Origin of the sequence: Pseudomonas sp. Marseille-P9899 (assembly GCF_903166565.1) — a bacterium.
Classification (GTDB): Bacteria; Pseudomonadota; Gammaproteobacteria; order Pseudomonadales; family Pseudomonadaceae; genus Aquipseudomonas; species Aquipseudomonas huaxiensis.
The window spans coordinates 195,818-222,357 of the sequence record NZ_CAESCG010000005.1 but is presented as its reverse complement, the minus strand read 5'-3'; the positions used below and the strand labels follow the sequence as shown (position 1 = coordinate 222,357).

The 26,540-nt window shown below is 63.9% G+C and carries 23 protein-coding genes and 1 tRNA gene; 16 read left to right on the top strand and 8 right to left on the bottom strand.

Going from position 1 to position 26,540, the window contains the following annotated elements:
* Positions 1-5 precede the first annotated feature (5 nt).
* The 4 genes from fliI to fliF are packed head-to-tail and all read right to left on the bottom strand — an operon-like array spanning position 6 to position 4,773.
* Entirely contained in the window at positions 6-1,394 is a 1,389-nt protein-coding gene (fliI, locus tag HWV67_RS23390; protein WP_175652975.1) for a flagellar protein export ATPase FliI, read from the bottom strand.
* Positions 1,391-2,092, bottom strand: coding sequence for a flagellar assembly protein FliH (locus HWV67_RS23385; protein WP_256680184.1), 702 nt, complete (start codon positions 2,090-2,092; stop codon positions 1,391-1,393). Before HWV67_RS23385 ends, fliI begins: the two co-directional genes overlap by 4 nt.
* On the bottom strand, positions 2,079-3,077 hold the full coding sequence (fliG, locus tag HWV67_RS23380; RefSeq protein ID WP_175652974.1) for a flagellar motor switch protein FliG: 999 nt from the start codon (positions 3,075-3,077) through the stop codon (positions 2,079-2,081). The genes HWV67_RS23385 and fliG overlap by 14 nt, the downstream gene beginning before the upstream one ends.
* Positions 3,070-4,773, bottom strand: coding sequence for a flagellar basal-body MS-ring/collar protein FliF (fliF, locus tag HWV67_RS23375; protein WP_175653122.1), 1,704 nt, complete (start codon positions 4,771-4,773; stop codon positions 3,070-3,072). Before fliF ends, fliG begins: the two co-directional genes overlap by 8 nt.
* A 249-nt stretch (positions 4,774-5,022) precedes the next feature.
* On the opposite strand from fliF, the gene fliE reads away from it, so the two are divergent.
* The 12 genes from fliE (at position 5,023) to HWV67_RS23315 (ending at position 16,196) form a co-directional block, all read left to right on the top strand.
* Positions 5,023-5,340 (top strand): flagellar hook-basal body complex protein FliE, encoded by a 318-nt coding sequence (gene fliE / locus HWV67_RS23370; RefSeq protein WP_175652973.1) that lies wholly within the window; start codon positions 5,023-5,025, stop codon positions 5,338-5,340.
* A 90-nt stretch (positions 5,341-5,430) separates the two neighbouring features.
* Positions 5,431-6,828: a flagellar filament capping protein FliD gene (gene fliD, locus HWV67_RS23365; protein ID WP_175652972.1), complete on the top strand. Its 1,398-nt coding sequence runs from the start codon at positions 5,431-5,433 to the stop codon at positions 6,826-6,828.
* A 12-nt stretch (positions 6,829-6,840) separates the two neighbouring features.
* On the top strand, positions 6,841-7,236 hold the full coding sequence (fliS, locus tag HWV67_RS23360) for a flagellar export chaperone FliS (protein ID WP_175652971.1): 396 nt from the start codon (positions 6,841-6,843) through the stop codon (positions 7,234-7,236).
* A gap of 8 nt (positions 7,237-7,244) precedes the next feature.
* Entirely contained in the window at positions 7,245-7,610 is a 366-nt protein-coding gene (locus HWV67_RS23355; RefSeq protein WP_175652970.1) for a flagellar protein FliT, read from the top strand.
* Between the two features lie 328 nt (positions 7,611-7,938).
* Positions 7,939-8,274 carry a flagellar transcriptional regulator FlhD gene (gene flhD / locus HWV67_RS23350; protein ID WP_175652969.1) on the top strand — a complete coding sequence of 112 codons (336 nt, stop codon included), beginning with the start codon at positions 7,939-7,941 and terminating at the stop codon, positions 8,272-8,274.
* 3 nt (positions 8,275-8,277) lie between these two features.
* Positions 8,278-8,844 carry a flagellar transcriptional regulator FlhC gene (gene flhC / locus HWV67_RS23345; protein WP_175652968.1) on the top strand — a complete coding sequence of 189 codons (567 nt, stop codon included), beginning with the start codon at positions 8,278-8,280 and terminating at the stop codon, positions 8,842-8,844.
* A gap of 78 nt (positions 8,845-8,922) precedes the next feature.
* Positions 8,923-9,801, top strand: a complete 879-nt coding sequence (motA, locus tag HWV67_RS23340) for a flagellar motor stator protein MotA (RefSeq protein WP_175652967.1) — start codon at positions 8,923-8,925, stop codon at positions 9,799-9,801.
* Entirely contained in the window at positions 9,798-10,673 is an 876-nt protein-coding gene (gene motB, locus HWV67_RS23335) for a flagellar motor protein MotB (RefSeq protein ID WP_175652966.1), read from the top strand. The genes motA and motB overlap by 4 nt, the downstream gene beginning before the upstream one ends.
* A 100-nt stretch (positions 10,674-10,773) precedes the next feature.
* Complete coding sequence (gene flhB / locus HWV67_RS23330) at positions 10,774-11,943, top strand: flagellar biosynthesis protein FlhB (protein WP_175652965.1); 1,170 nt, start codon at positions 10,774-10,776, stop codon at positions 11,941-11,943.
* Positions 11,940-14,036, top strand: a complete 2,097-nt coding sequence (gene flhA, locus HWV67_RS23325; RefSeq protein WP_175652964.1) for a flagellar biosynthesis protein FlhA — start codon at positions 11,940-11,942, stop codon at positions 14,034-14,036. The genes flhB and flhA overlap by 4 nt, the downstream gene beginning before the upstream one ends.
* A gap of 135 nt (positions 14,037-14,171) precedes the next feature.
* Positions 14,172-14,864: an RNA polymerase sigma factor FliA gene (locus HWV67_RS23320; protein WP_175652963.1), complete on the top strand. Its 693-nt coding sequence runs from the start codon at positions 14,172-14,174 to the stop codon at positions 14,862-14,864.
* 9 nt (positions 14,865-14,873) lie between these two features.
* Positions 14,874-16,196, top strand: a complete 1,323-nt coding sequence (locus HWV67_RS23315; protein ID WP_175652962.1) for a UDP-glucose dehydrogenase family protein — start codon at positions 14,874-14,876, stop codon at positions 16,194-16,196.
* 341 nt (positions 16,197-16,537) lie between these two features.
* Here HWV67_RS23315 and HWV67_RS23310 read toward each other — a convergent pair whose 3' ends face one another.
* The 3 genes from HWV67_RS23310 to HWV67_RS23305 all read right to left on the bottom strand — a co-directional run bounded on the left by HWV67_RS23310 (position 16,538) and on the right by HWV67_RS23305 (position 21,140).
* Positions 16,538-19,192 (bottom strand): O-linked N-acetylglucosamine transferase, SPINDLY family protein, encoded by a 2,655-nt coding sequence (locus tag HWV67_RS23310; protein ID WP_256680193.1) that lies wholly within the window; start codon positions 19,190-19,192, stop codon positions 16,538-16,540.
* A complete protein-coding gene (locus tag HWV67_RS31820; protein ID WP_256680181.1) occupies positions 19,111-19,929 on the bottom strand; it encodes a tetratricopeptide repeat protein in 819 nt (272 codons plus the stop codon). The genes HWV67_RS23310 and HWV67_RS31820 overlap by 82 nt, the downstream gene beginning before the upstream one ends.
* A gap of 158 nt (positions 19,930-20,087) precedes the next feature.
* On the bottom strand, positions 20,088-21,140 hold the full coding sequence (locus HWV67_RS23305) for a FliC/FljB family flagellin (RefSeq protein WP_175652961.1): 1,053 nt from the start codon (positions 21,138-21,140) through the stop codon (positions 20,088-20,090).
* Between the two features lie 249 nt (positions 21,141-21,389).
* Here HWV67_RS23305 and HWV67_RS23300 point away from each other — a divergent pair, with 249 nt between their 5' ends.
* Complete coding sequence (locus HWV67_RS23300) at positions 21,390-22,214, top strand: motility protein A (protein ID WP_175652960.1); 825 nt, start codon at positions 21,390-21,392, stop codon at positions 22,212-22,214.
* Positions 22,211-23,065, top strand: coding sequence for an OmpA/MotB family protein (locus HWV67_RS23295; protein ID WP_175652959.1), 855 nt, complete (start codon positions 22,211-22,213; stop codon positions 23,063-23,065). Before HWV67_RS23300 ends, HWV67_RS23295 begins: the two co-directional genes overlap by 4 nt.
* A 54-nt stretch (positions 23,066-23,119) precedes the next feature.
* Here HWV67_RS23295 and HWV67_RS23290 read toward each other — a convergent pair.
* Positions 23,120-23,196: transfer RNA gene (locus HWV67_RS23290), tRNA-Arg, on the bottom strand.
* A gap of 354 nt (positions 23,197-23,550) precedes the next feature.
* On the opposite strand from HWV67_RS23290, the gene gabD reads away from it, so the two are divergent.
* Together gabD and gabT are read left to right on the top strand one after the other, a co-directional pair.
* Positions 23,551-24,993 carry an NADP-dependent succinate-semialdehyde dehydrogenase gene (gene gabD, locus HWV67_RS23285; protein WP_095159436.1) on the top strand — a complete coding sequence of 481 codons (1,443 nt, stop codon included), beginning with the start codon at positions 23,551-23,553 and terminating at the stop codon, positions 24,991-24,993.
* 178 nt (positions 24,994-25,171) lie between these two features.
* The gene (gabT, locus tag HWV67_RS23280) at positions 25,172-26,449 is read left to right on the top strand and encodes a 4-aminobutyrate--2-oxoglutarate transaminase (RefSeq protein WP_110971693.1); all 1,278 of its coding nucleotides are present in this window, start codon (positions 25,172-25,174) and stop codon (positions 26,447-26,449) included.
* Positions 26,450-26,540 lie beyond the last annotated feature (91 nt).

Here is a 26,540-nt window from a genome sequence, read left to right as displayed (position 1 = left end):
CCTGATCATTTGCCGGGGAACAGCAGGTTGAGCCCGGCGAGGGTGTCTTCCATCGAGCTGCGCTCGTGGGTCTGCTGCTGGAGGAACCGTTCGATATGCGGGTACAGGCTCACGGCGCGGTCGAGCTGGGCATCGTGCCCCGGCGCATAGGCGCCGACGCTGATCAGGTCGCGGTTGCGCTGGTAGCGCGACAACGCCTGCTTGAGCCGTTGTGCCTTGCGCTGTTGCGGTTCGCTGACGATCGCGCTCATCGCTCGGCTGATCGAGGCTTCGATATCGATCGCAGGGTAATGGCCGCTTTCGGCCAGTTGGCGGGACAGCACGAAGTGGCCGTCGAGAATCGCCCGCGCCGAGTCGGCGATGGGGTCTTGCTGGTCATCGCCCTCGCTGAGCACGGTGTAGAACCCGGTGATCGAGCCGCCGCCGCGAGGCCCGTTGCCGGCACGTTCGACCAGCTTCGGCAGCTTGGCGAACACCGACGGCGGGTAGCCCTTGGTCGCCGGAGGTTCGCCCAGGGCGAGGGCGATTTCCCGCTGCGCCATGGCATAGCGGGTGAGCGAATCCATGATCAGCAGCACGTCCTTGCCCTGGTCGCGAAAGTCTTCCGCCAGCCGGGTGGCGTACAGGGCGCCCTGCAAGCGCTGCAGCGGCGAGGCGTCCGCGGGCGCGGCAACCACTACCGAGCGCCGTAGCCCCTCGGCGCCGAGAATGTTGTCGATGAAGTCCTGAACTTCGCGGCCCCGTTCACCGATCAGCCCGACCACCACGACATCGGCCTGGGTGTAGCGGGCCATCATTCCCAACAGCACCGACTTGCCCACGCCGGACCCGGCGAACAGGCCCAGGCGCTGCCCCTTGCCGACGCTGAGCAGGGCATTGATGGCACGGATGCCCACATCGATCTGCCGGTCGATCGGCGCGCGTTGCAGCGGGTTGATCGGCTGGCTGTGCAGGCTGGCGCGGTGGGTGGGCAGCAGCGGGCCCTTGCCGTCGAAGGGATTGCCGCTGCTGTCCAGCACCCGCCCGAGCAGCGACATGCCCAGCGGAACGGGGCGAATGCCGTCGCTGGCGCCGGGCTCGTCGGCGAGCGCAAAGACCCGGGCGCCGGACTGCAGCCCGTGGATTTCTTCCAGGGGCATCAGGTACAGCACCTCGCCAGCAAAGCCGATCACCTCGGCTTCGGCGAAGACCGCCGGCGTGCCGTCGCCACCGGCCATCAGCTCGATGCGGCAACCCGCCCCCAGCGGCAGGCGCAGCCCGACCGCCTCCAGCACGATGCCGGTGGCGCGGGTGATGCGGCCGCTGCGCCGGAAGGCGACGGCCCGCAGCGAGTCGCCGGCCAGGGTGTCGAGGCCGCGGCCCCAGCGTTGCAGGTGCGGGTTGTCGGCGGTCATGGCGGCAGGATCGTTTCTTCGAGCAGCCATTGGCCGCTGCGCTCGAACAGGTCCTGGCGGGTCTGGCGCGTGGCATCCAGTTCGCCCGCCGTGCTCGACACGCGGCAGCCGCCCGGCAGCACGGACGGATCGGCGTGCAGGCTCCAGCCCGCCGTGTCCAGCGCATCGCCGAGGCTGCTCTGCACCCAGGGCAGGTCGTCGGGGCTCAGGCTCAGGCTGGGCTTGCCCGCGAGCACGGGCTCGCAAGCGAGCATCTGGCGCACCAGCACTTCGACCTGATCGGCCTGCACCGGCAGTGCCTTGCCGGCAAGACGACCCGCCAGATCAAGGGCGACCCGGCCGAGCTGTTTCGCCACCAGGCCGTCCACTTCACGCAACGCTTCATCAAAGCTCAGGCACAAGGCGCGCAACGGTTCGAGGGTTTTCAGCACCTGTTGGCGCAGTTCTTCGGCGGCGGCTTCACGGCCTTCGGCGAGGCCCTGGGCATGGCCTTGTTCGCGACCTTCGGCGAGCCCTTGCTCACGGGCCTCGGCCAGGGTCTGGTCGCGCAGGCGCTGCAACTCCAGGCGCTTTTCGAACGCCTGCTTGCGCAAGCGCTCGCGGCGCGGTGCGTCCGGGTCGTCGGTGGATGGCGCGTCAGTGCCCAAGGGCTCCATGTGCCAGGTCTGCCAGTGCTCCTGCGCCTCAGACATAGGCATCGTCGCCCCGCGCCGTCACCATCTCGCCGGTCTCCGACAAGCGCCGGACCACCTGCAGGATGGTCTTCTGCTCGGCCTCGATCTGCGACATGCGCGTGGGACCGCGGGCCTCCATGTCTTCGCGGAACAGCAGCGACGCCCGCTGCGACATGTTGCGCAGGAAACGCTCGAGCAAGGGCGCGGACGCACCTTTGAGGGCGATGGCCAGCGAGTTGCTGTCGACGTTCTGCAGCAGCGTCTGGATGCTGCGGTCGTCGACGTCGGCCAGGTTCTCGAACAGGAACATTTCGTCGAGAACCTTCTGCGCCAGGTCCGCGCTGTGGTTGCGCAGGGTGTCGATGGCCGAGGTTTCCTGGCTGGTCGCCATGAGGTTGAGAATCTCCGCCGCCGCCCGCACGCCGCCCATCTTGCTGCGCTTGAGGCTTTGGCCGTCGAGCATGACGCCCAGCACTTCGGTCAGTTCATGCAGTGCAACCGGCTGCACGCCACTGAAGGTGGCGATGCGCAGGATGATGTCGTTGCGCAGGCGCTCGGGCAGCAACTGCAGGATCGCCGAGGCCTGATTGCGCTCCAGGTGCACGAGGATGGTGGCGACGATCTGCGGGTGCTCGTCGCGGATCATCTCCGCCACCATCGGCGCTTCCATCAGGTTGAGCTTGTCGATGCCGGACCCGGTATTGGTGGTTTCCAGGATGTCATCGATCAGGCTCGCCGCCCGTTCACTGCCCAGGGCCTTGGTCAGCACGGCGCGAATATGGTCGCTGCTCTGGATGCTGATGGCGGCGTACTGCTCGGTTTCGTCCATGAAATCCGCCAACACCTGGCGCATTTCTTCGTGCGACACCTGGCTCAGGCGTGCCATTTCCAGGCTGATGGTTTCGACATCCGCGCCCGGCAGAAACTTGAACACCTCGGCGGCGTTATCGGCGTCCAGCGACAACAGCAAGATGGCGCTGCGGCGGGCCCCACTGATCTTGTTACTCATGCTTTTTCATCCAGCCACGCACGATCATGGCCACCAGGCGCGGGTCTTCGGTGGCGAGCCGCTTGAGGCTCTCCATGTTTTGTTCGTAGAGCGCCGATTTGCGCGGCAGCGCGGGGCGCGGCTGGCCCGGCAGCAGGTCTTCGGCGGCGCTGTTCATTGGCGTCAGCTCCATGTCTTCGCCAGACAGTTCCATCAGGTCCCGGCGCCCCGATTCGCTGGCACGCTGTTGCATCGGCTTGATCACCCGACGCCACAACAGCAGGGCCGCGATGCCCACCAGCAGGTAGCGCAGGGCGCCGGTCCCGAGGTTGTAGGCCTCCGGGGTACGCCACCACGGCAGTTCGGCAAGCTGGGTGTCTTCTTCGACGAAGGGGCTGTTGATCACTTGCAGGGTGTCGCCGCGGCTTTCGCTGAAGCCCATGGCCTGGCGCACCAGGTCGTTGATGCCGGCCAGTTCTTCCTTGCTCAGCGCTTCGCTGGTAGGGGCGCCGTCCTTGATTACGGTGCGGTAGTTGACCACCACTGCGGCGGTCAGGCGCTGGACATTGCCCAGGCTCGATTTGACGTGCTCGATATCCCGGTCCACTTCGTAGTTGACCATGCGCTCGGTTTGCGGCGGCTTGCCCGACTCGCCCTTGGCGGCACTGCTGTCGGTGCTGCCGCCCGCCGGTGTCGGCGCGGTGGCCTTGGTCGGTGGCGGGATGTTGGGCGGCGCATTGGTCAGCGCGCCGGGCACGCCGCGCGAGGCATCGCTGCCTGAGGCCGTGCGCTCGGAGGTCTGCTGGCTGCGCACCGAGGCGGCCTTCGCGTCCTGGTTGGGGGCGTAGCGCTCGGCGGTGCTTTCGCGGGTCGAGAAGTCCAGTTGCGCCACGACCCGGGCATGGACGTTGCGGCTGCCCAACAGGGGCGTGAGGATTTCTTCTATGCGCCGCTGATAGCTGCGCTCGATTTCGCTCACGTATTCCAGGCGGGAGTCGTCCAGCCCGTCGCCGCCGTGGCTGCGGGACAGCAAGCGGCCGTTCTGGTCGACCACGGCGACGCCATCCACCGCAAGCTCGGGCACGCTGGACGTCACCAGATGAATGATCGCGCTAACCTGACCCTGCGCCAGCTCACGGCCGGGTTGCAGGGTCAGGGTGACCGACGCGCGGGCGGCTTCACGGTCGCGGGCGAACACCGAGTCCTTGGCCATCACCAGGTGCACCCGCGCCCGGGACACCGGTCCGAGGGATTCGATGGTGCGGGCCAGTTCGCCTTCCAGGCCGCGCTGATAATTGAGGTGTTCGGCAAACTGGCTGATGCCGAAGGCCTGTTTGTCCAGCAGCTCGAAGCCGACATTGCCGCCCTTGGGCAAGCCCTGCTCGGCCAGTTGCAGGCGCAGCGCGTTCATCCGCTCGGCGGGCACCCGAATGGTGTGTCCGCCTTCTCCCAGTTGATACGGCACGCCGCGCTTGTCCAGCTCGCTGATGACCTGGCCGCCGTCGGCTTCGCCGAGGTTGGAGAACAGCACCCGGTATTCCGGCTCCCGGGCCCACAACAACAGCGCCACCAGCACCGCCACGGCGGCAGCGCCGACCAGCAGCAGCGGCAGCATCGGTCGGCCACGCAGCAGCGCCGTCAACGTATCCAGTGGACGGATCGGCGTGGCGATGGGCAGATTCTTGTTCGCGCCCTTGGCCTGGGCAGCAGTAGTCACGAGCACCTCGAAGCTGAGGGTCTGGCCGGGAAGAGGGGCATTGCAGAGTCCGCTGGCAGTGGTAATCGACCCGCGGTCCGTCGGCCGGTTGGCGCGGTGGTCCAGGCGGGATTGGCTCAGAATCATTCTGGCGATGCCGTCAGTGAGCAAAGGGCAGAAAAGCCTGCTGTTTTGCGCTCAATTAGGCGGATCTGCCGGTAAGCCGCCTTGTTAAGCTGCCGCGCATTCGTCAGCCACGAGCCCGCCGTCATGACCAGCCAAGCCTTTGTCGATGCCTTGCAACAGTTGAGCAGCCTCGCCGAACAGGCGCAGGGCGTTGCCGCTTCGCGGGTGAGCCCGGTGGCCGCGGGGTTTTCCGGCGAGCTGGAGGCGTCGCTGGAGCGCATCAACCAACTGCAACAAACCGCCAGCAGCCGGGCCAATGCCTTTCAGGCGGGCAGCGACGAGGTTTCGCTGAGCGATGTGATGGCGGACTCGCAGAAAGCCAGCGTGGCCTTCCAGATGGGGGTGCAGGTCCGCAACCGGCTGCTGACGGCTTATAAGGACGTGATGGGCATGCAGGTCTGAAAAAACTTTTCAGGCGCCTTAAAGATCGCTTAGTCGATTGCCGATGTTGCGCCACGAAGCGGCTTTGCGCACATCAGGACGGACACGCACATGACGACGACCACCAGCTCTACCGCAACCATCACTTCCCTGGGCGTAGGCTCCGGGCTTGATCTGGAAAGTATTCTGGAAAGCCTCGAGGAATCGAAGACCGCGACCCTGCTGACGCCGATCACCACCCAGGAAGCGTCGGTCGAAGCGGAAATCTCGGCCTACGGCACGCTGACCAGCTCGCTCAATGCCCTGCAGACGGCCGCCGAAGCGCTGGCCGATGCCAGCTTGTACCAAAGCCTGTCCACCAGCCTGTCGGGCAGCGGCGTGTCGGTCTCGACCACCAGCAGCGCCGTGGCCGGCAGCTACAGCATCGAAGTGAGCCAACTGGCCCAGGCGCAGAGCCTCGCCACCGATGGTATCGCCGACACCAGCACCACCTTGGGGACCGGCACGCTCACCCTTCAGAGCGGCAGCGGTACAGCGATCTCCATCACCCTCGGCAGCAGCAACAACACCCTGGCCGGGCTGCGCGACGCCATCAATGCGGCGGGCGGCGGGATCACCGCGACCATCGTCAGCGATGGCAGTGCCAGCCCGTATCGTCTGGTCCTGACGTCCAGCAGCACCGGCACCGACGCTGAAATGACGGTCAGCTACAGCAGCAGCGACAGCAGCGATTTGGCGTCCTCGCTGTTTGGCTACGCCGATGGCACGGGGAGCATGACCGAAACGGTCGCGGCGAAAAATGCCGAGCTGACCATCAATGGCATCTCGGTCACCAGCCAGAGCAATACGGTCAAGGACGCCTTGCAGGGCGTCACCCTGAACCTCACGGCCACCGGCGCCTCGCAAACCCTCAAGGTCGAGCGCGATACCGACAAGATCCTCAAGGCGATCACCGCCTTCGTCGATGCCTACAACGACTTCGCCTCCACCGTTGACGACCTCACCGCCTACGACGCCGACTCGGCCACCGGCGGCGAGCTGCTGGGCGACTCCACCACCCGGCGCATCAGCACGGAACTGGCCAGCGACATCTACAGTTCGGTCGGCAGCGGCACGTTCAGTTACCTGTCCCAGCTCGGCATCACTCTGCAGTCGGACGGCACCCTGTCCATAGATGAAGACACCTTGCAAAGCGCGCTGGACGACAACATCGATGCGGTGACCCAGTTCTTCATCGGCAGCGACGGCAAGTCCGGCTTTATCAGTCGTATCACCGAAGACCTGGACAGCTACCTCGATGAAGACACCGGCCTGATCACCGCCAAGACCGACAGCCTGGAGTCCAAGCTGGACCGGCTCGAAGAGCGCTACGAACAGAAGCAGGCCCTGATCGATTCCGAAATGGAGCGCTGGCGTGAGCAGTTCACCCAGCTCGACACCCTGATCTCGACGCTGAACTCGACCGCCGATTACCTCACCACGCAATTCGAGGCACTGAACAGTGACTAAGGGACCGGCCAAATGATCTCTGCCCAGGACGCGAGCGCCTACGCCAGGGTCGGCCTGGAGAGCGGCATTCTTGCCGCCTCGCCGCACCAGCGCATCACCATGCTGTTCGAGCATTACCAGGCGTCGCTGCGTCTTGCCCGCCTGCACATGCAAGCGGGCAACATTCCCGGCAAGGGCAAGGCGATCACCCGGGCGATCAATATCGTCAGCCAGGGGCTGCGTGCCTCACTGGACCTGGAGCAGGGCGGCGACATCGCCCGGCAGCTCGACGATCTGTATGACTTCGTCGTGCGCCTGCTGCTGCGGGCCAACCTTGAGAATAATGAAGAGTCCCTCAATACCGCCGCGCAACTGCTGGGCACTATTGCCTCGGCCTGGATCGCGATCGGCCCGCTCACCGAGGAATAACGGTAGATATGCTGCAAGCACAAGTGATCGCTGCCTATGAACGACTGCTCGAACAGTCCCGTCGCATGCTCGTATGCGCGGAAAACGCCGACTGGGACGGGATCTTCGAACTCAAGTCACAGGGCCTGATCGATGCTGCCAGCCTGCGCCGTGCGGAAAGTCACGCGCAACTCGATGAGGCCGGACAATTGCGCAAGCATGAACTTATCGCCGACATACTTGAGCTGGACGGTAGGACAAGCAATTTTCTCCAGGCCCGACAACATCATCTTGGCCAACTCATGCAAGTCACCCGGCAAAAAGGTGATCTGGATAACGCTTATCGGGTCGCTGGCGGCCAGGTGATCTCGCTCAGTCATCGCTTGTGCCAGTAGGGACAATCCGCCATCATGAGCAAGCTAACTAATGCAACAATCGGGTGCGAATGTAAGGCTTTTGTAAACTCGGTTGAAAATACCAATAAAGATCTGCCCCTATCTGTTATCGAACGATTCACTTGATACTTTAGGGGCAAAACAAAATTTTTCGCTGCCCTGATTTGGGGCAGCAAAAGGCTCGAAAAATCAGCGATAAGCCGCAAAAAAAGCTGACCGGAAACGCCCACGCCAGAGGCTTCGGTAATTTCGAGCGCAGGTGCATCTGTGTAGCGTTATTTTTTACGGCGTATCGGGGCGGTAGTAACTATCGAAGGGGGGAAGGAAGTTGCCAAATATCAATACCGACCTTGCAGACATTCAGGAACTCAATCTTTCCTATTTGCTGCTGGCGCAGAACTTGTTGCGAAAGGATCGCGAAGTAGCGATCTTTCGTTTGAAACTCAGTGAAAACATGGCGGATTTGCTCTCGAAGTTGAGCAGCAAGCAAATGACTCAATTGTCCCGGACCAATCAACTTATCTGTCGCCCGATCTTCGAAGAGGCGGAGCGCATTTGCCGGGCCCTGGATAACTCACGCGAACTGGGTATGGTTGAAATCCACACTTCTCTGCTGATGGCGGCTGCTGACCGTTCGGATGGCATGCTCAGCAGCGGCGGCTGAACCATGTCGGAGAAAAGTCTGGTCACCGAGATGCAACAAGTGCATCTGGCTATCGAGTTGATCCAGTTGGGCGCTCGGCTGCAGGTCGTTGAGACCGAAACCTCCCTCAGCCGCGGGCGGCTCATCCGCTTGTACAAGGAGGTGCGCGGGGCGCCGCCGCCCAAAGGCATGCTGCCTTTCTCGACGGACTGGTTCGTGACCTGGCTGCCGAACATCCATTCCTCGCTGTTCTACAGCATCTACCGCAGCATGCTGGAGATCGGTGGTCACCGGATCGACGCGTTCATCAAGGCGTATCGGCTGTACATGGAGCACGCGGGCGGGCCGGACAACGAACGGGTGCTGGGGCTTACCCGGGCCTGGACGCTGGTGCGCTTCGTCGAAAACGGCATGCTCGAGCAGATTCGCTGCTCCTGCTGCTCCGGCGATTTCATCGCACACTCGCATTCACCGAAGCACAACTACGTCTGCGGGATCTGCCAGCCGCCTTCGCGCGCCGGCAAGACCCTGAAGCGCCGCGACATCGAGCCCGAAGCCCTGGATAGCCTGCGCCCGATCCTGCAGCGCTGACGCGGAAAGTTTTTTCAAGTCGCCCCTCGCCGTTGCCGATCTTCGTCGGTCTTTCACTGGAACCTGAGGAGCGGCGACATGCTCATTCTGTTAGGACTTTTTGTAGCGCTGGCCTCGGTGTTTGGTGGCTTCGTGCTGTCCGGTGGCAGCCTGGGCCCGCTGTATCAGCCCACCGAGCTGTTGATGATCGGCGGCGCGGCCACGGGCGCTTTCATCGCCGCGAACAACGGCAAGGCGATCCGGGCCACTCTCGGAGCGGTCTCGACATTCAAGCGCAGCGCCGGCTACGACAAGGCGTTCTACATGGACCTGCTGGGCATGATGTACAACCTGCTGAGCAAGGCGCGACGAGAAAGCCTGCTCGCCGTGGAACGTGACATCGATGATCCGCGCCAGAGCCCGGTTTTCTCCCAATACCCGCGCCTGCTGGACGACCCCCTGGTGCTGACCTTCGTCACCGACTATTTCCGCTTGCTCATCAGTGTGTCGATCCAGGCGCATGAGCTCGACGAGCTGATGCAGCACGAGATCGAGGAGTTCGAAAACGAGGCGCACCTGCCCGCCGATGCCTTGTACAAGATCAGCGACGGCCTGCCGGCCTTCGGCATCGTTGCGGCGGTGCTGGGGGTGGTCAAGGCGCTGAGCGCGGTGGATGTCGGCCCTGACCTCATGGGCCAGATGATCGCCCATGCACTGGTCGGGACTTTTCTTGGCATCTATCTGGCGTACGGCGTGGTCGCGCCATTGGCCAGCCGGGTCGAACGCCAGACGGCCGAATCCACCAAGATGTTGCATTGCCTGCGGGTGACCTTGCTCTCGCATCTGCAGGGCATTCCGCCGCAACTGGCGGTGGAGTTCGGACGCAAGGCGCTGCACAGCAGCGAACGGCCGAGCGCCGAAGAACTGGAACGTTTCGTCCGCGGTGGCGGCGCAGAGCCGGGCCTGGCAACGGCATGAGTGAGCAGCCGCTGATCATCCGGCGCAAGAAGAAGGCCGCCAAGGGACACCACGGCGGCGCCTGGAAAATCGCCTTCGCCGACTTCATGACCGCGCTCATGGCGCTGTTTCTGGTGCTGTGGGTGCTGTCCAATGCCGGCAAGGGCGACAAGGAAGCCATCGCCGAATACTTCAGCACGCCCTTGCTGGTAGCCCTGAGCAACGGTGACAAAAGCGCCGCCAGCACCAGCGTGATCCCTGGCGGCGGGACGAACCCGAGCTTTTCCGAGGGTGAAACGGCGCGCAAGGCGCGGCGCCCGACCCGTTTGTCCAGCGAGGAACGGCGCCATTTGCAGGCGCTCAAGCAACGCCTGGAAAGTGCCGTGGAGCGTGACCCGAAGCTGCGCGAGCTCAAGCAACAGATCGCCATCGAACTGAGCCCCGAAGGCTTGCGCGTGCAACTGCTGGATACCGACAAGCGCCCGATGTTCGAGCTGGGCAGCGCCCGGGTCGCGCCCTATATGAGCCAGGTGCTGCGCACCTTCGCGCCGGTGCTCAATGAACTGCGCAACCGCATCCAGATCAGCGGCCACACCGACAGCCATCCCTATCAGGGCGGCGAGGCGAGCTACAGCAATTGGGATTTGTCCGCCGACCGCGCCAAGGCATCGCGCCAGGAACTGGTGGCGGGCGGGCTCGACCCGGAAAAGCTGCTGCGGGTGTCCGGCATGTCCGACCGCATCCGCTTTCCGGGCGCCGGGCCGTATGACGCGGCCAATCGTCGGATCGAAATCATCGTGCTCGACAGCCAGGTCGCCGAACGCATCCTCTCGCAGGAGGAATACAGCACCCCGGCGCTGCCGGCCCCCGAGCCGGAGCAAACCCCGCAATAGCGCGGCATATCAGCGTTTTTTCGCGGATTCGCGGCACCCGGCGCGGCCACACAATAGCGGCCCCTGACCCGCCCGGGTGGCCGCAGCGGCCTGGAGAACCATGGCCGAAACCAGCAGAGAAGACCGCACGGAAGCGGCCACGCCGCGCCGCATCGAAAAGGCCCGGGAAGACGGGCAGATCGCCCGCTCGCGAGAATTGAGCACGTTCATCATGCTGCTGGCCGGTATCGGCGGCCTGTGGACGATGGGCGGCCATCTCTATGACCGCCTCGGTGGTGTCGTCGAGCAGGCGTTGCTGTTCGATCGCAGCCAGTTGTTCGACACGGCGCGCATGCTGGCCACGCTGCGCAGCCTCGCCGGGGCCGCCGTGCTCGCGCTGGTTCCGTTTTTCGCCCTGATGATCGGCGCCGCCTTTGCCGCGCACACGCTGCTCGGCGGGCTGGTCATCACCTTCGCGGCGGTGCGGCCGCAGTTCTCCCGGGTCAATCCCATGAGCGGCCTGGCCCGGCTGTTTTCCGTGCAGGTGCTGGTGGAACTGGCCAAGGCGGTCGCCAAGGCCGGGCTGATCGGCACCGTGCTGTATCTGTTTCTCAGTGCTCACCTCGGCCAGTTGCTCGGACTTCCCAAACTGCCGCCGCAGCAGGCGTTGGTCACGGTGATGGTGTTGACCGCCAAGTCCTGCGCCACCTGCGTCGCCGCGCTGATCGTCGTGGTCGGCATGGATGCGCCCTACCAGTTGTGGACCTACGCCAAGAACCTGCGGATGTCCAAGGAAGAGGTGCGCCAGGAACACAAGAACTCCGACGGCGACCCTCACGTAAAGGCGCGGATACGCCGCCTGCAACAGTCCCGCGCCCGCCGCCGGATGATGAGCAAGGTGCCCAAGGCGGATGTGGTGGTCACCAACCCCAGCCACTTCGCCGTGGCCCTGAGCTACCGCAAGGAAAAGGACGGCGCCCCACGGGTGATCGCCAAGGGCGCCGATGCCGTGGCCCTACGCATTCGCGAAATCGCCGAAGAGCACGCGCTGCCGATTCTCGAAGCCCCGCCGCTGGCGCGGGCGCTGTATTTCCATGTCGATCTCGATCGGCACATCCCCACCGAGCTCTACACCGTTGTCGCCGAGGTGGTGGCCTGGGCCATTCGCCTCAAGCGCGTCAGCGAACACGGCGGGCCCGTGCCGCCCATGCCGGTCAATCTGGATGTTCCTGATGGCATGGACCAGCCAGGACGACGCGCCCACAACCCCGAGGATCAACAGACCCCATGAAAGGCCTGACCGCCCTGTTACGCCGCGACAACTGGCCCGCCGGCGCCGACCTGAAAGTCATGACCGGCCCGGTGCTGATCGTGCTCATCCTGTCGATGATGATCCTGCCGCTGCCGAGCTTCATTCTCGACCTGTTGTTCACCTTCAACATCGCCCTGGCGATCATGGTGCTGATCGTCAGCATGCTCACCGAGAAGCCGCTGGATTTCTCCGCGTTTCCCTCGGTGCTGCTGTTCACCACCTTGTTGCGGCTGTCGCTGAACGTGGCGTCGACCCGGGTCATCCTGATGCACGGCCATACCGGCACCGATGCGGCCGGCAAGGTCATCGAAGCCTTCGGCGAATTCCTGGTCGGCGGCAACTTTGCCGTGGGCCTGGCGCTGTTCCTGATTCTGGTCACCATCAACTTCATGGTGATCACCAAGGGCGCGGGGCGTATCGCCGAAGTCGGCGCGCGCTTCACCCTGGATTCCATGCCCGGCAAACAGATGGCCATCGATGCCGATCTCAACGCCGGCCTGATCGGTGAGCCGGAAGCCCGCAAGCGGCGCAAGGAAGTCGCCCAGGAAGCCGACTTCTTCGGCTCCATGGACGGCGCCAGCAAGTTCGTCCGCGGCGACGCCGTCGCGGGCCTGGTGATCATGGGCGTGTGCGTCATTGGCGGCCTGGCCATCGGTCTGCTGCAACACGACATGACCTTCGCCGATGCCGCCCACACCTACACCATGCTCACCATCGGCGATGGCCTGGTGGCGCAGATTCCCGGGCTGGTGATTTCCATCGCGGCGGGCGTCATGGTCTCGCGGGTGAACACCGAGGAGGACGTCAGCCGACAGATGATCGGCCAACTGTTCAGCCGCCCGAAGATGCTGATGATGACCGCCGGGGTCATGGGGTTGCTGGGCCTGGTGCCGGGCATGCCCAATCTGGTGTTCCTGCTGCTGACCGCATTGTTGGGCGGGTTGGGCTGGTGGACGTCCCGTCAGCAAGAGCAGGACGGGACGGTCCTGGCCTTGCCCGCGCAACCCAAGGCCGCCGCGCAGAGCAACGAGGCGAGCTGGGATGACGTGAAGCTGGTGGAGACCTTGAGCCTGCGCGTCGGCCATCGCCTGATTCCGCTGGTGGATGTGCGCCAGGCCGGTGAGCTGAGCACGCGGATCAAGAGCCTGCGCAAGAAATTCGCCCAGGACATGGGCTTCCTGCCGCCGGTGGTGCATGTGCGCGACAACCTCGAACTGTCGCCCAACACCTACATCATCAGCCTCAAGGGCGTGGAAGTCGGGCGCGGCGAGATTTACCCCGGCAAATGGCTGGCAATCAATCCCGGCAAGGTCACCGGTCAACTGGAAGGCAAGGAGGCGGTGGACCCGGCGTTCGGCCTGCCGGCGATCTGGATCGACCCGAGCCTGCGCGAGCATGGGCAGATCTATGGCTACACCGTGGTGGACGCCAGCACCGTGGCTGCCACCCACCTCAATCACCTGTTGCATCAGCACGCCAAGGACATGCTCGGGCGCAGCGAAGTGCAGAAGCTGCTGGACAAGCTCGGGGGCGACGGCAAGAGCCTGGTGGAAGAGGTGGTGCCCAAGCTGCTGACCCTGACGCATCTGCAACGCATCCTGCAGAACCTGCTGGAAGAGAACGTGCCGATCCGTGACCTGCGCACAATCCTCGACGCGCTGGCCGAACACGGCGGCGCGCAGCAACCGCCTGATATCAAGGAACTGACGGCCATCGTGCGCGTCGCCCTCGGCCGGTCCATCGTCAACCAGTACTTCGCCAACAAACCGGAGCTGCGGGTCATCGGGCTCGACTTCAACCTGGAACAGGTGGTGATGCAGGCGGTGGGTAACGGCGGCTCGCTGGAACCGAGCCTGGCGGACACGCTGATGAAGGAAACCACCCTCGCACTCAAGCGCCAGGAACTGGGCAATGACCCCGCCGTGCTGGTGGTGCCCAACCGCTTGCGGCTGGTGCTGTCGCGCTTCCTGCGTCGGCGTTTGCGCCAGCTTGTGGTGATCGCCCTGAGCGAAATCCCCGACGACCGCACCTTGCGGATCACCAGCATCATTGGTGCGCCGTCGTCCTCCTAAGCGGCGAATATCCCCACAAGCACAGGGTTGTTCTCGGCTTAGGTGGCGCGGGGCAGCGCCGATAATCCCGGCGTTGTCCCCTCAGGCAGCGCCCGGTTCGCGCGGCGCCACTCTTGTTCTTCACAGGCACGCACGATGTATACGGCACAAGGCAGGATGCACCAGCAGGAGCTGCTCGAGCAGTACCTGCCCTTGGTCAAACGGCATGCACTGAACCTCAAGACCAAACTGCCCCCGAGCATCGACCTCGACGACCTGATCCAGGCCGGCAGCATGGGCCTGCTCGATGCCCTGAATCGCTACGACCAGACGCTCGGCACCACCTTCGGAACCTACGTCGTGCACCGCATCCGTGGCGCGATGATCGACGAACTCCGCTCCCGGGACTGGGCGCCGCGCAGCCTGCGGCGTAACGCCCGGCTGCTGGAAGACAGCCTGCAACGCCTGGAGCAGCGCCTTGGCCGCTCGGCGACCGAGCGCGAAGTTGCCTCGGCGATGGGCATGTCGCTCGCCGAATACCAACAGTTGCTGTGCGATACCAACGGCAGCCAGATGCTGCCCATCGACCTGATCAGCGAAGACCACCTGGAAGCCTCCGGGCTGCAGGGCCGCAATCCCCTCAACGACCTGCTCGAAGAGCGCAACCGCACCTGCCTGATCCGCGCGATCGACAGCCTGCCGGAGCGTGAGCGGTTGCTCATGGCCCTGTATCACCAGGAAAAACTCAACATGCGCGAGATCGGCCTGGTGCTGGAGATCAGCGAATCGCGGGTGTGCCAGTTGCACAGCCAGGCCATCGCCCGGCTGCGGAGCAAACTGGCCAACTGAAGGACAGCCATGAAAATCAGCGTGTTTGGTTCGGGGTACGTGGGGTTGGTGGCAAGCGCCTGCCTGGCCGACGTGGGGCATGACGTTATGTGCATGGACATCGACCCGCAGCGCATCGCCTTGCTGGAAGGCGGCGACGTGCCGATCCATGAGCCGGGCCTGGATCGCCTGATCGACGCCAACCTGCGCGCCGGCCGCCTGCACTTCAGTACTGACGCTGCGGCCACCGTCGCCTTCGCCGACCTGCTGTTCATCGCCGTGGGTACGCCGCCGGATGAAGACGGCTCGGCGGACCTTCAGTACGTCCTCGCCGTGGCCCGCGATATTGGCCGCCACATGGACGGCTACAAGGTGGTGGTGGGCAAGTCCACCGTGCCTGTCGGCACGGGCGAAAAGGTCCGGGCCGGCATCACCGTCGAGCTTGAAACGCGCGGGCTGGAGTTGCCGTTCGACGTCTGTTCCAACCCCGAATTCCTCAAGGAAGGCGCTGCCATCGAAGACTTTACCCGCGGCGCGCGGGTGGTTGTCGGTACCGACTCCGACCGGGTCCGGCAGGTGATGCGCGAGTGCTATGCGCCTTACAACCGCAACCACGACAAACTGATGTTCATGAGCCTGCGGGCGGCGGAGCTGACCAAGTACGCCGCCAACGCGATGCTGGCCACCAAGATCAGCTTCATGAACGAAATGGCCACCCTGGCCGAGCATCTGCGGGTGGATATCGAGGAAGTCCGGCATGGCATCGGCAGTGATCCGCGCATCGGCTACGACTTTATCTATCCGGGCTGCGGCTATGGCGGCTCCTGCTTTCCCAAGGATATCCAGGCGCTGAGCCGCACTGCGCGGGAAGTCGGCTACGACCCGCAACTGCTGGATGCCGTCGAGGCGATCAACCAGCGGCAGAAGGCGTCGCTGTTCAAGAAACTGGAGCGCGCCCTGAATGGCGAAATCGCCGGCAAGACCATTGCCGTCTGGGGTTTGGCGTTCAAGCCCAACACCGATGACATGCGGGCGGCGCCCAGCCGGGAACTGATGGAGGCCCTATGGGCGTCTGGCGCCCGGGTGCAGGCTTACGACCCGGAAGCGATGGCGGAGTGTCGCCGCCTTTATGGTCAGCGTGACGACTTGTTGCTGGCGGGCGACCGGATCCAGGCGGTGGAGGGCGCTGACGCGCTGGTGATCTGCACCGAGTGGAAGGCGTTTCGCAGCGTCGACTTCCACTGGCTGCGCCAGCAACTACGCGCCGGGGTGGTCATTGACGGGCGTAATCTCTACCCGCCACAGGCTGCTGCCAGTGCGGGTCTGACCTATCTCTCCGTCGGCCGGGGCTGAAGCCCCTCGACCCCTGTGCGGCCCATCGCCGGCAAGCCAGCGCCCACAAAAGCCTGGACCGTGCCGCCAATGTCGGACTGGCTGCGCGGTCGGTGTGGGAGCTGGCTTGCCGGCGAAGGACCGCGAAGCGGGCCCAAAACCTACCCCGCCGGTCACCTGAATGAATGCGGTCAACCAACTGTTGAATCCGACGCTTCACATGGCCGTATCTTGCGCCGGATGGTTCTGGGACCGCTCTGCGCTCCTTCGCAGGCAAGCCAGCTCCCACAGAGGATTTTTGTGCACCGCGAAAGCGATAGGGCCGTCAACAATGACGGCCCTTCAGCACCCATTGCCGCAGCTCAGCCGGCATACGCCACTTCGTTGTAACTCGCCACCAGCCAGGTCAGCTCATCCCGCGGGATGTCGTCCATCGGTTGCACATCGAACCGCGCCATGCGGCCGATGTAGCTGCTGGGCGTCAGCAGGCGTTCGACCACGTGATAGTGCGGGCGATCCAGGTAGTCGTCGAACAGCACGATGGTGGGCTTGCGCACCCGCAGGCAGGCAGTGACGAAGCAGGCGATGCGAAAGCGCCCGTCAATCAGGATCACGTCGGGCTGCTGGAAGAACGGCTCATCCCAGACCTGCAATGGGTAGGTGTGAAAGCGCTTCCAGGCCTTGGCGGTCTTCGGCCGCGCCCAGGCGCCGGTCGCGCCGACATCGACGGGATAGACCCGCGGTGGCGACGGCAAGCCCGCTTCTTCGATCCAGCGCTGCATCCTTCTGGCCCAGTTCAAATCGTTTTCCACCGAGAACACGGTCTTGCCCGGCATGCGTCCGGCGAGGGCGGTCGAGCCGCCGCTGCCGTATTCGAGAATGACCGACGCCTCGGCATAAATCGCCTCGACGTAGCGAGCCACTGGCACCGGGAAAGTCAGTTGTGGCTCCTGCAGCGGGGCCTCCTGAAGCGGCAAGTCGGGTGCCGGCAACACAGCCTCGTTCGCGGCCGGGCTGAGCTGGCAATGGCGCAGGTAGCGCTCGGCCAGATCGCCGTCCAGCGAGCGGAGCATGTCCAGTGTCACGTCCCGCGCGTCGTAGACGGTGTGCAGCAGGAAGGCCAGTTTGCGCCGCTGGTTTTCCGTGAGGTGCGCCTTGCGTGCGGCATTGGGCAGGAACAGTGCGTCGGCGCACACCAGATGGGAGGCCGCGAAGCCGCCGGTTATCTGCCCGTTCGCAGTGAGGTCTTTGTACTGAAGGTTATGCAGGCGGTGGAAGCGAAAGCCCAGCGGCGCGAGGCGTTGGCACAGGCCGGCGATGTCCGGCTGGCCTTCGTGGCTCGGGGCAAAGTTGAAGCGTGCTTGCACCAGCAAGGTCTCGGCCAGCAGGCGTGAGCCGTGTTCGAGGGGGGTCAGGCTGTCGTTGGGGTTGTCCAGCACCAGCCAGTCGACGGCGTCCAGGCCTTCGATATCGTCCAGGCGGATCGTCGGTAGCGTCAGCCGCGCCAATACCTGCGAAGCCTGCAACCCGCCGGAGGTGGACAAGGGTTCCAGCGTAGCGCTCAGCGCCGGGTCGAGGCAGGCGCGTAGGGTTACGGCTCGTCCGTTGCCCAGTGCGGTGTTCGGGTAGTAATGCAGCTCGCCCAGTTGCGCCAGTTGTTCCGCGTTGCCGATGCGGCTGGCGGGGTCGAAGGCGATGGTCGACAGCGCGCCCAACTGCTGCAAGGCGACAAACTGCGGCGAGGCCAGCAGCGAGGCGCCGTGGTCGAGGGTGATGATTCGCCCTTGAAAGGTGAAGCTGAAACCGTCGGCGATGGGCGCGGCGGGGTGGCTGATCGCGACGGCGTCGCTGTCGCCGTCGAAAAACGCCCGCCCTTCTTTATCCAGGGTCAGGGCGGCGGCGGGCTGCCCGGCGCAATGGCGTTGCCAGATGGCGCGCAGTGCAGTGCTCAGGTTGCGGGCGAAACGCTGGCTGTCGCAGACCGGCGACTTCATCAGGATCTGGCGCAAATGGCTGCGGATAGTGGCGAGGACATTCAGGTTCGCGGTCAGGCCGGCGGCCCGTTGCAGGTATTCCTCCCAGCTGCTCACCACCAGTTCCGGCAGGCCGGCATTGACCAGGTGCGTGGCGGAATGGCGCCCGGCAAAAGTGGGGCCAGGCAAGGTCACCACCGGCACACCCATCAACAGCGCTTCGCAAGTGGTCAGGCCACCGGAATAGGGCCACGGGTCCAGGGCGATGTCGATGCGGTTGTAGCTTTCCAGCAGGCTCTTGTGCCCGACCGGCCCCTCCACCTGCACGCGCTCGGGGGCGATGCCCCGGGCTTGCAGAACGTCCTCCACGTGCTGGCGCAGTTCGGGATTGGCGAACGCGCTGCCCTTGAGCAGCAGGCGCGAATCGGCAACGGCGTGCAGCAGGTCCGCCCAGTGGCCCAACAGGCAGTCGTTGATCTTGGTCGGGTTGTTGAAGCAGCCGAAGGTGACGAAGCCGTTGGTCAGGGCCGGCAATGGCTTGACGTCCGGCGTGTAGGGCGGCGGGTCGTAGCAGATGTAGTCGTCGGGCAGGCGGATCAGCTTTTCGGTGTAGAACGCATCCTCGCCCGCTGGCGACTCGATGGCGTCACTGAGCAGGTAGTCGATGGCGTCCAGCCCGGTGGTGTTGATCAGGCCGCCGACCCACTTCACCAGCAGCGGCGCCGGTTGCAGCGCCATGGTGCCCATGCGGTTGCCGGCGTTGTGGCCGCTGAGGTCGATGAGGATGTCGATGCGGTCTTCGCGGATCTGCCGCGCCAGACGCTGCTCGTCCATGTGCTTGATCGACTGCCAGCCTTGGGTGCGCGCGCGAATCCGTCGGGTCAGGTGGTCACTGACCTGGCTGCTGCTGTAGGCGAACAACTGGATCTGGTGGCGCGGCAAGTGCTCCAGCACGCCGACGATCATGTTGCCCACCGGGTGCTGGCGCAGGCCATCGGAGACCAGGCCGACGCGCAACAGCTTGTCCGGCGCGAGGTCGTCCATCTGCGGGCGGCGGGCACGGACGCGGGGCCGAAACGCGTCTGCCATTCCTTGCACACCTCGAAGATGTAGTCGCGGCTGCGGCGTGGGTCGTAGTGCAGGGTGGTGAGGCGGTTGGAGTAGGGCAGCACATCCTTGCGCCCGGCCAGTTGGATGGCCCGCGCGTAGTGCTCGTCTGCCAACGCCAGCTTGCCGATATCCTTGTACAGGTTGGCCAGGTTGTTCCAGTGGCTATAGTCCTTCGGTTCGCGCTTGATCAGATTTTCGAAGACCGCGATGGCTTCGCCGTGGCGGTCGAGGCGGTTGAGGATCAGGCCCTTCCTGGCGAGCATCCGGCAGTCACCCGGCTGGCCTTCCAGTGCGCGGTCGATGTGCTGCAGCGCCGGGCCGAACTGGCCTTTCTCGAAGAACAGGGTGGACAGCCGATGGTGTGCGGGGAAGAAGCCTGGCACCAGATGGATGGCCCGCGAGGCGAGGGTTTCGGCGCGTTCGCTGTCGCCCAGCTTTTGCGCTGCCTTGGCCACCAGCTCAAGGGCCTGGGGATCATCCGGCAGCAGGTGCAGGACGCGCTCGTAACTGGCGAGGGCGTGTTCTGGTTCGGCAGCCAGTTGCAGGTTGCCGAGGGTTTGCCAGGCCGCGGCATCGCTGGGGCGCTGCTGACAGGCGCGTCGCGCGTGGGCCAGATCTGCGGGCGGGGAATGACGGGATTTGGGCGCACGGGCGCGTTGGGACTTGGACATGAAGAACGGCCTTGTGGCGAAGGGAATCAGGCCCGAATGCTATCCCCGCGCCGGGCAGGTCAAAGCCCGGATAACCCGCCTGCCAACCTCGGCATTACGGCCTTTGCGCCAAATGAAAAGCGCGGCTTGCGCCGCGCTCCAGGTGACGAGCGCCTGACTTATTGCAGCAGCGAGAGCATTTGCTGCGGCATGGAGTTGGCTTGCGACAGCACCGACGTGCCGGCCTGCTGAAGGATCTGCGCACTGGTCATGGCCGACACTTCAGTGGCGTAGTCCACATCCTGGATGCCGGAGCGGGCGGAGGTCAGGTTGGTCACGGTGGTGGAAATGTTGGTGATCGCCGAGTCGAAGCGGTTCTGGATCGCACCGAGGTCCGAACGCATGGAGTCCACGGTATTCAGCGCGGCATCCAGGGCGGTCAGGGTGTTGGTGGATTTCTTGGTGACTTCGTTATCGGTGTCGATGGTGATGGTGGCTGTGGTGGTCGTGCCGCTGGTGGTCTTGGTCACCTCGGCTGCATAGGTCTTGCCACCCACGGTCAGGAAGTAGTCGCCATCGGCGTCCTGCGACAGGGTGCCGCCGCTGACGGTGGTGCCCGAGCTGTCGACGTAGCTGGTGTTGGTGCCGGTGATGGTAGTGCCCGAGCTGTCGGTCAGGGTGGTGGCGGTCAGCGTGGTGTCGTAGCCGTTGACGTTGAAATCGCCCAGGCCGAGGGTCTTGGCGTTGATTTCCTTCAGGTCGATCTCGATGGTCTCGCCATCGTTGGCGCCGACCTGGATGCTGATCTTCTGGTTGGACGACAGCACGTCCACGCCGTTGAACGAGGTCTGGCTGGAGATACGGTTGATCTCGTCGAGACGCTGGGTGATCTCGTCCTGGATCGATTGCAGGTCGGACTGCGAGTTGGTGCCGTTGGCGGCCTGGACGGCCAGCTCACGGATGCGCTGCAGGTTGTCGTTGACCTGGTCCAGCGCGCCTTCGGTGGTCTGCGCCAGGGAAATACCGTCGCTGGCGTTGCTGCTCGCCTGCTCAAGACCAGTGATCTGCGAGCTCATGCGGTTGGCGATGGCCTGGCCGGCGGCGTCGTCGGAGGCGCTGTTGATCTTCAGGCCGGAGGACAGGCGCTCGATCGAGGTGCTCAGGCTGTTTTCCGAAGCGCTCAGGTTCTGCTGGGCGATCAGCGAAGTGATGTTGGTATTGATGACGGACATTTTGCGGTTCCTTTCGTGGTTGGGCACTTGTTACAAACACGGATCAGGCGCTCAGCGCCTTCGTCTGGCTGACAGCGCGAACATCGGCCCCCCGAAAAGCCACCTTTAGATCTGCACGAAAAAAATTTTCCGGCCGTGCCCCTGCGCAGCCCCGTCGCCCAATCTCGACCCGAAAAGTGTCTGTATTAGCGCCTTTGCCGGGCATGCCTTGCCGCTATAAAGCGACGCATCCTTGCCAACGGAGTGCCCATGAACCCATCGACCCTGATCGGCCTGCTCGCCAGCTTGATCCTGATGACCGTGCTGCTGATGTTCGCCGCGCAGCAACCCTCGCTGCTCCTCGACCTGCCGGGACTGGCCATTGTGGTGGTGGGCACCTTTGCCGCCACGTGCATCAGCTACCCGATGGCCGAGGTGCGGCGGATTCCCGGCCTGATGGGCCTCGTGCTGCGCGCCGAGCGCGAGCACGCGCAGGCCGATATCGACGAACTGGTCAGCCTGGCCCGGCGCTGGAACGACGGCGACACCCGCGCGGTGGAGCAAGCGCTGGAGCAGGTGCGCAACCCGTTCCTGTGCGCTGGCGTGCAATTGCTGGTCGACCAGGTGGCCGAGGAAGACATTCTTGAACTGCTGCAATGGCGGATCGCCCGGCTGCGTGCCAAGGAGCACGCGGAGGCGCAGATATTCCGGGTCATGGCGGGCTACGCCCCGGCGTTTGGCATGCTCGGCACCCTGATTGGCCTGGTGAACCTGATCTTCGTCCTGGGTGACGGCGACCTGGGCAGCGTCGGACGGCAAATGGCGATGAGCCTGACCACCACCCTGTATGGCGTGCTGCTGGCCAACCTGCTGTTCAAGCCGGTCGCGGTCAAACTGGAGCGCCGCACGGAGCGGCGCGTGGTGGTCATGAACGCGATCCTGCAAGGCATCTCGATGATGGCCAGAAAGCGTAGCCCTGGCCTGATGCGCGAAACCCTCAAGTCCTTCGTCGCGCACTACCGGGATGAGCTGCTGAGCGACGGCCCGCCCCGGCCCCGCGCGCCACTGCTGACCCTTTGGCGCAAACGCACATGAGGCCATCCCACGTTTCGGCCGCCGCCCAGGCCGACAACCGGCACTGGCTGCACCATCAGCGCAGCCTTGAGCTGGAACTGATCAAAGCCCGCGAGCGCCAGAACAACCAGAAGCGCTCCGCTACCGGCCCGGGCCCGCTGGATGGCCCGCCTGTGGATAACTCCGACGACGGCTGGACCCTGACTTACCTCGACCTGATGACCCTGTTGCTGGTGATGGTCCTGGCCATGCTTGCGCAGACACTGGATGGCCGGCATCACCCCATGGAAACGCCGCGCGAACCAATCGTGGATGTTGCCCAACTGACCCGCATCGAACCGCCCGGCTCCCTGCTGCTCGTCCCACAGATTACGCCCGAACCTCAACCGCTTGAGCCGCCTGCGCCGCCTGTAGAACAAGTCGCGGCCAGCCCCGTGCCGGAAGAGACCAGCAACCCGCTGGCAGAACTGCCGCTGGACCAGTTGGGCAGCGACATCGAAGTCATCCGCAACGAACGCAGCGTGAGCTTTCGCATCGACAGCAGCATCCTGTTCCCCTCCGGCCAAACCGAACTCGACCCTGCAGGTTTGCAGGTACTGCAACGTCTGGCGCGGGTACTGAGCGGCATTCCCCACCGCATCGTCGTCGCCGGCCACACCGACACCCAGACCATCCGCAATGATCGATATCCGTCCAATTGGGAACTGTCCGGTGCAAGGGCGGGGAGCGTGGTGCGTTATCTCCAGCAACAAGGTATTGCCAGTGATCGACTGACGGCGGTGGGCATGGCGGCAACGCAGCCATTGGCGGACAACGGCACCGCGCAGGGGCGGGCGAGGAATCGGCGGGTGGAGTTGACGCTGGAGCGCTGACGAACCCGGACAACGAAAAAGGCCCCGTGATTGCTCACGGGGCCTTTTCATATATGGCGCACTCGGCGGGATTCGAACCCACGACCCCTGCCTTCGGAGGGCAGTACTCTATCCAGCTGAGCTACGAGTGCAACGCGGGCGCCATGATACCCATCTGCCGGGGCGCCGTCCATCGCCAGAACCGCTGTGCTGTATTTCCCACGGAATGAAGGTTCTCTCTGGCGGTCTGTTTAATAAGGACGACACGACTCGTCGCATTTTGTTCTTTTTTTCGAACGCCCTATTGTCCTTTTTCCTCGTTACTCCTAGGATTCGTTCGAGATTTCAAACGCTCTTGTCTGGTGCTGATACACACGAGCTTTTCTCTGTGGCTTGTGTCGTGCTTCGGCCCGGTGTGTGAATTCCTGACGGCAGCCCTCTCCGGGCTCCTTTTTCAAATCCAATAATTCGCTCCGTGCCAGCACGGTGCTGTTAAGGAAGCCGACATGCAGCTTAAAGACGCCCAATTGTTCCGCCAGCAAGCCTATATCAACGGTGAGTGGCTGGATGCGGACAACGGCCAGACCATCAAGGTGACCAACCCGGCCACCGGTGAAGTCATCGGTACCGTGCCGAAAATGGGCGCCGCCGAAACCCGTCGCGCCATCGAAGCGGCCGACAAGGCTCTGCCAGCCTGGCGTGCACTGACCGCCAAAGAGCGCGCTGGCAAGCTGCGCCGCTGGTTCGAACTGATGATCGAGAACCAGGACGACCTGGCTCGCCTGATGACCACCGAACAAGGCAAGCCGCTGGCCGAAGCCAAAGGCGAAATCGCCTACGCCGCTTCCTTCATCGAGTGGTTCGCCGAAGAAGCCAAGCGCGTCTACGGTGACGTCATTCCTGGCCACCAGCCAGACAAGCGCCTGATCGTGATCAAGCAGCCAATCGGTGTTACTGCGGCCATCACTCCGTGGAACTTCCCGGCAGCGATGATCACCCGTAAAGCCGGCCCGGCCCTGGCCGCTGGCTGCACCATGGTGCTCAAGCCTGCTTCGCAGACTCCATATTCCGCTCTGGCTCTGGTCGAGCTGGCTACCCGTGCCGGTATCCCGGCTGGCGTGCTGAGCGTGATCACCGGCAGCGCTGGCGAAGTCGGTTCCGAACTGACCGGCAACTCGCTGGTACGCAAGCTGTCCTTCACCGGCTCGACCGAAATCGGTCGTCAACTGATGCAGGAATGCGCCAAGGACATCAAAAAGGTTTCCCTGGAACTGGGCGGCAATGCGCCGTTCATCGTGTTCGACGACGCGGACCTGGATAAGGCCGTCGAAGGCGCGATCATTTCCAAGTACCGCAACAACGGTCAGACCTGCGTCTGCGCCAACCGCATCTATGTGCAGGACGGTGTCTACGAGGCCTTCGCCGAGAAGCTGAAAGCCGCGGTCGCCAAGCTGAAGATCGGTAACGGCCTGGAAGAAGGCACCACCACCGGCCCGCTGATCGATGGCAAAGCTGTTGCCAAGGTTCAGGAACACATCGAAGACGCCGTTTCCAAAGGTGCCAAGGTGCTGTCCGGCGGCAAGCTGATCGAAGGCAACTTCTTCGAGCCGACCATCCTGATCGACGTACCGAAGACCGCTGCTGTCGCTAAAGAAGAGACCTTCGGCCCACTGGCGCCGCTGTTCCGCTTCAAGGACGAGGCCGAAGTCATCGCTATGTCCAACGACACCGAATTCGGTCTGGCTTCGTACTTCTACGCCCGCGACATGAGCCGTGTGTTCCGTGTTGCTGAAGCGCTGGAATACGGCATGGTCGGCATCAACACTGGCCTGATCTCCAACGAAGTCGCGCCATTCGGCGGGATCAAGGCGTCGGGCCTGGGCCGTGAAGGTTCCAAGTACGGCATCGAGGACTACCTCGAAATCAAATACCTGTGCATCAGCGTCTGATCCACGGTTAAGGCTTTACCTCTGCCAGCGGGGCGCGAGAGCGACGTCTCGCTGGCCTTTTTTACATAGATACATCCGGCTACCGGGCCCCTGCACCAGTCGATCAACGAATGCTGACTGCAGTTGAATACCGGCGCCATCTTGAATCTCGCCACCACGCTGGCGAATTGAGGACTTTATGAGCAAGACCAACGAATCCCTGATGCAACGTCGTGTCGCCGCTGTTCCACGCGGTGTTGGCCAGATCCACCCGATCTTCGCCGAAAGCGCGAAGAACGCCACCGTTACCGACGTTGAAGGCCGCGAGTTCATCGACTTCGCCGGCGGCATCGCGGTACTGAACACCGGTCACCTGCACCCGAAAGTCATCGCTGCCGTTGAAGCTCAGCTGAAAAAGCTGACTCACACCTGCTTCCAGGTACTGGCCTACGAGCCGTACGTCGAGCTGTGCGAGAAAATCAACGCCCGCGTTCCAGGCGACTTCGACAAGAAGACCCTGCTGGTCACCACCGGCTCCGAAGCCGTTGAAAACGCCGTGAAGATCGCCCGTGCCGCCACTGGCCGCGCTGGCATCATCGCCTTCACCGGCGGCTACCACGGTCGCACCATGATGACCCTGGGCCTGACCGGTAAAGTCGTGCCTTACTCCGCAGGCATGGGCCTGATGCCAGGCGGCATCTTCCGCGCCCAGTTCCCGAACGAGCTGCACGGCGTGAGCATCGACGAGTCGATCGCTTCCATCGAGCGCATCTTCAAGAACGACGCCGAGCCACGTGACATCGCCGCAATCATCATCGAGCCAGTTCAGGGCGAAGGCGGTTTCCTGCCTGCTCCGAAAGAGCTGATGAAGCGTCTGCGCGCCCTGTGCGACCAGCACGGCATCCTGCTGATCGCCGACGAAGTACAAACTGGCGCTGGCCGTACCGGCACCTTCTTCGCCATGGAACAGATGGGCGTTGCGCCTGACCTGACCACCTTCGCCAAATCCATCGCTGGCGGCTTCCCGCTGGCCGGTGTATGCGGCAAGGCCGAATACATGGACGCCATCGCCCCGGGCGGCCTGGGCGGCACCTACGCCGGTTCGCCGGTTGCGTGCGCCGCGGCCCTGGCCGTTCTGGAAGTGTTCGAAGAAGAGAAACTGCTGGAGCGCAGCCAGGCTGTTGGCGAGCGTCTGGTTGCCGGTCTGAAGCAGATCCAGGCCAAGCAGCCGATCATCGGTGACGTCCGTGCCCTGGGCTCGATGATCGCTGTTGAAGTCTTCGAGAAAGGCACCCACACCCCGAACGCCGCTGCCGTTTCCCAGGTTGTGGCCAAGGCGCGTGACAAGGGTCTGATCCTGCTGTCCTGCGGCACCTACGGTAACGTCCTGCGTATCCTGGTTCCGCTGACCGCTGAAGACGCGCTGCTGGACAAAGGTCTGGCGATCATCGAAGAGTGCTTCGCTGAACTCGCGTAAACTGTGATCCGCTAGAAAAAACCCGCTTCGGCGGGTTTTTTTTCGTCCCTGGGAACAGGTTGAGCGCTAAGGTTTCCATAGGAGACACCTT

Coding starts and splice junctions, on each gene's coding strand:
- fliI (WP_175652975.1), bottom strand. CDS start 1,394: ATGACCGCCGACAACCCGCACCTGCAACGCTGGGGCCGCGGCCTCGAC.
- HWV67_RS23385 (WP_256680184.1), bottom strand. CDS start 2,092: ATGCCTATGTCTGAGGCGCAGGAGCACTGGCAGACCTGGCACATGGAG.
- fliG (WP_175652974.1), bottom strand. CDS start 3,077: ATGAGTAACAAGATCAGTGGGGCCCGCCGCAGCGCCATCTTGCTGTTG.
- fliE (WP_175652973.1), top strand. CDS start 5,023: ATGACCAGCCAAGCCTTTGTCGATGCCTTGCAACAGTTGAGCAGCCTC.
- fliD (WP_175652972.1), top strand. CDS start 5,431: ATGACGACGACCACCAGCTCTACCGCAACCATCACTTCCCTGGGCGTA.
- fliS (WP_175652971.1), top strand. CDS start 6,841: ATGATCTCTGCCCAGGACGCGAGCGCCTACGCCAGGGTCGGCCTGGAG.
- HWV67_RS23355 (WP_175652970.1), top strand. CDS start 7,245: ATGCTGCAAGCACAAGTGATCGCTGCCTATGAACGACTGCTCGAACAG.
- flhC (WP_175652968.1), top strand. CDS start 8,278: ATGTCGGAGAAAAGTCTGGTCACCGAGATGCAACAAGTGCATCTGGCT.
- motA (WP_175652967.1), top strand. CDS start 8,923: ATGCTCATTCTGTTAGGACTTTTTGTAGCGCTGGCCTCGGTGTTTGGT.
- motB (WP_175652966.1), top strand. CDS start 9,798: ATGAGTGAGCAGCCGCTGATCATCCGGCGCAAGAAGAAGGCCGCCAAG.
- flhB (WP_175652965.1), top strand. CDS start 10,774: ATGGCCGAAACCAGCAGAGAAGACCGCACGGAAGCGGCCACGCCGCGC.
- flhA (WP_175652964.1), top strand. CDS start 11,940: ATGAAAGGCCTGACCGCCCTGTTACGCCGCGACAACTGGCCCGCCGGC.
- HWV67_RS23320 (WP_175652963.1), top strand. CDS start 14,172: ATGTATACGGCACAAGGCAGGATGCACCAGCAGGAGCTGCTCGAGCAG.
- HWV67_RS23315 (WP_175652962.1), top strand. CDS start 14,874: ATGAAAATCAGCGTGTTTGGTTCGGGGTACGTGGGGTTGGTGGCAAGC.
- HWV67_RS23310 (WP_256680193.1), bottom strand. CDS start 19,192: ATGGACGACCTCGCGCCGGACAAGCTGTTGCGCGTCGGCCTGGTCTCC.
- HWV67_RS31820 (WP_256680181.1), bottom strand. CDS start 19,929: ATGTCCAAGTCCCAACGCGCCCGTGCGCCCAAATCCCGTCATTCCCCG.
- HWV67_RS23305 (WP_175652961.1), bottom strand. CDS start 21,140: ATGTCCGTCATCAATACCAACATCACTTCGCTGATCGCCCAGCAGAAC.
- HWV67_RS23300 (WP_175652960.1), top strand. CDS start 21,390: ATGAACCCATCGACCCTGATCGGCCTGCTCGCCAGCTTGATCCTGATG.
- HWV67_RS23295 (WP_175652959.1), top strand. CDS start 22,211: ATGAGGCCATCCCACGTTTCGGCCGCCGCCCAGGCCGACAACCGGCAC.
- gabD (WP_095159436.1), top strand. CDS start 23,551: ATGCAGCTTAAAGACGCCCAATTGTTCCGCCAGCAAGCCTATATCAAC.
- gabT (WP_110971693.1), top strand. CDS start 25,172: ATGAGCAAGACCAACGAATCCCTGATGCAACGTCGTGTCGCCGCTGTT.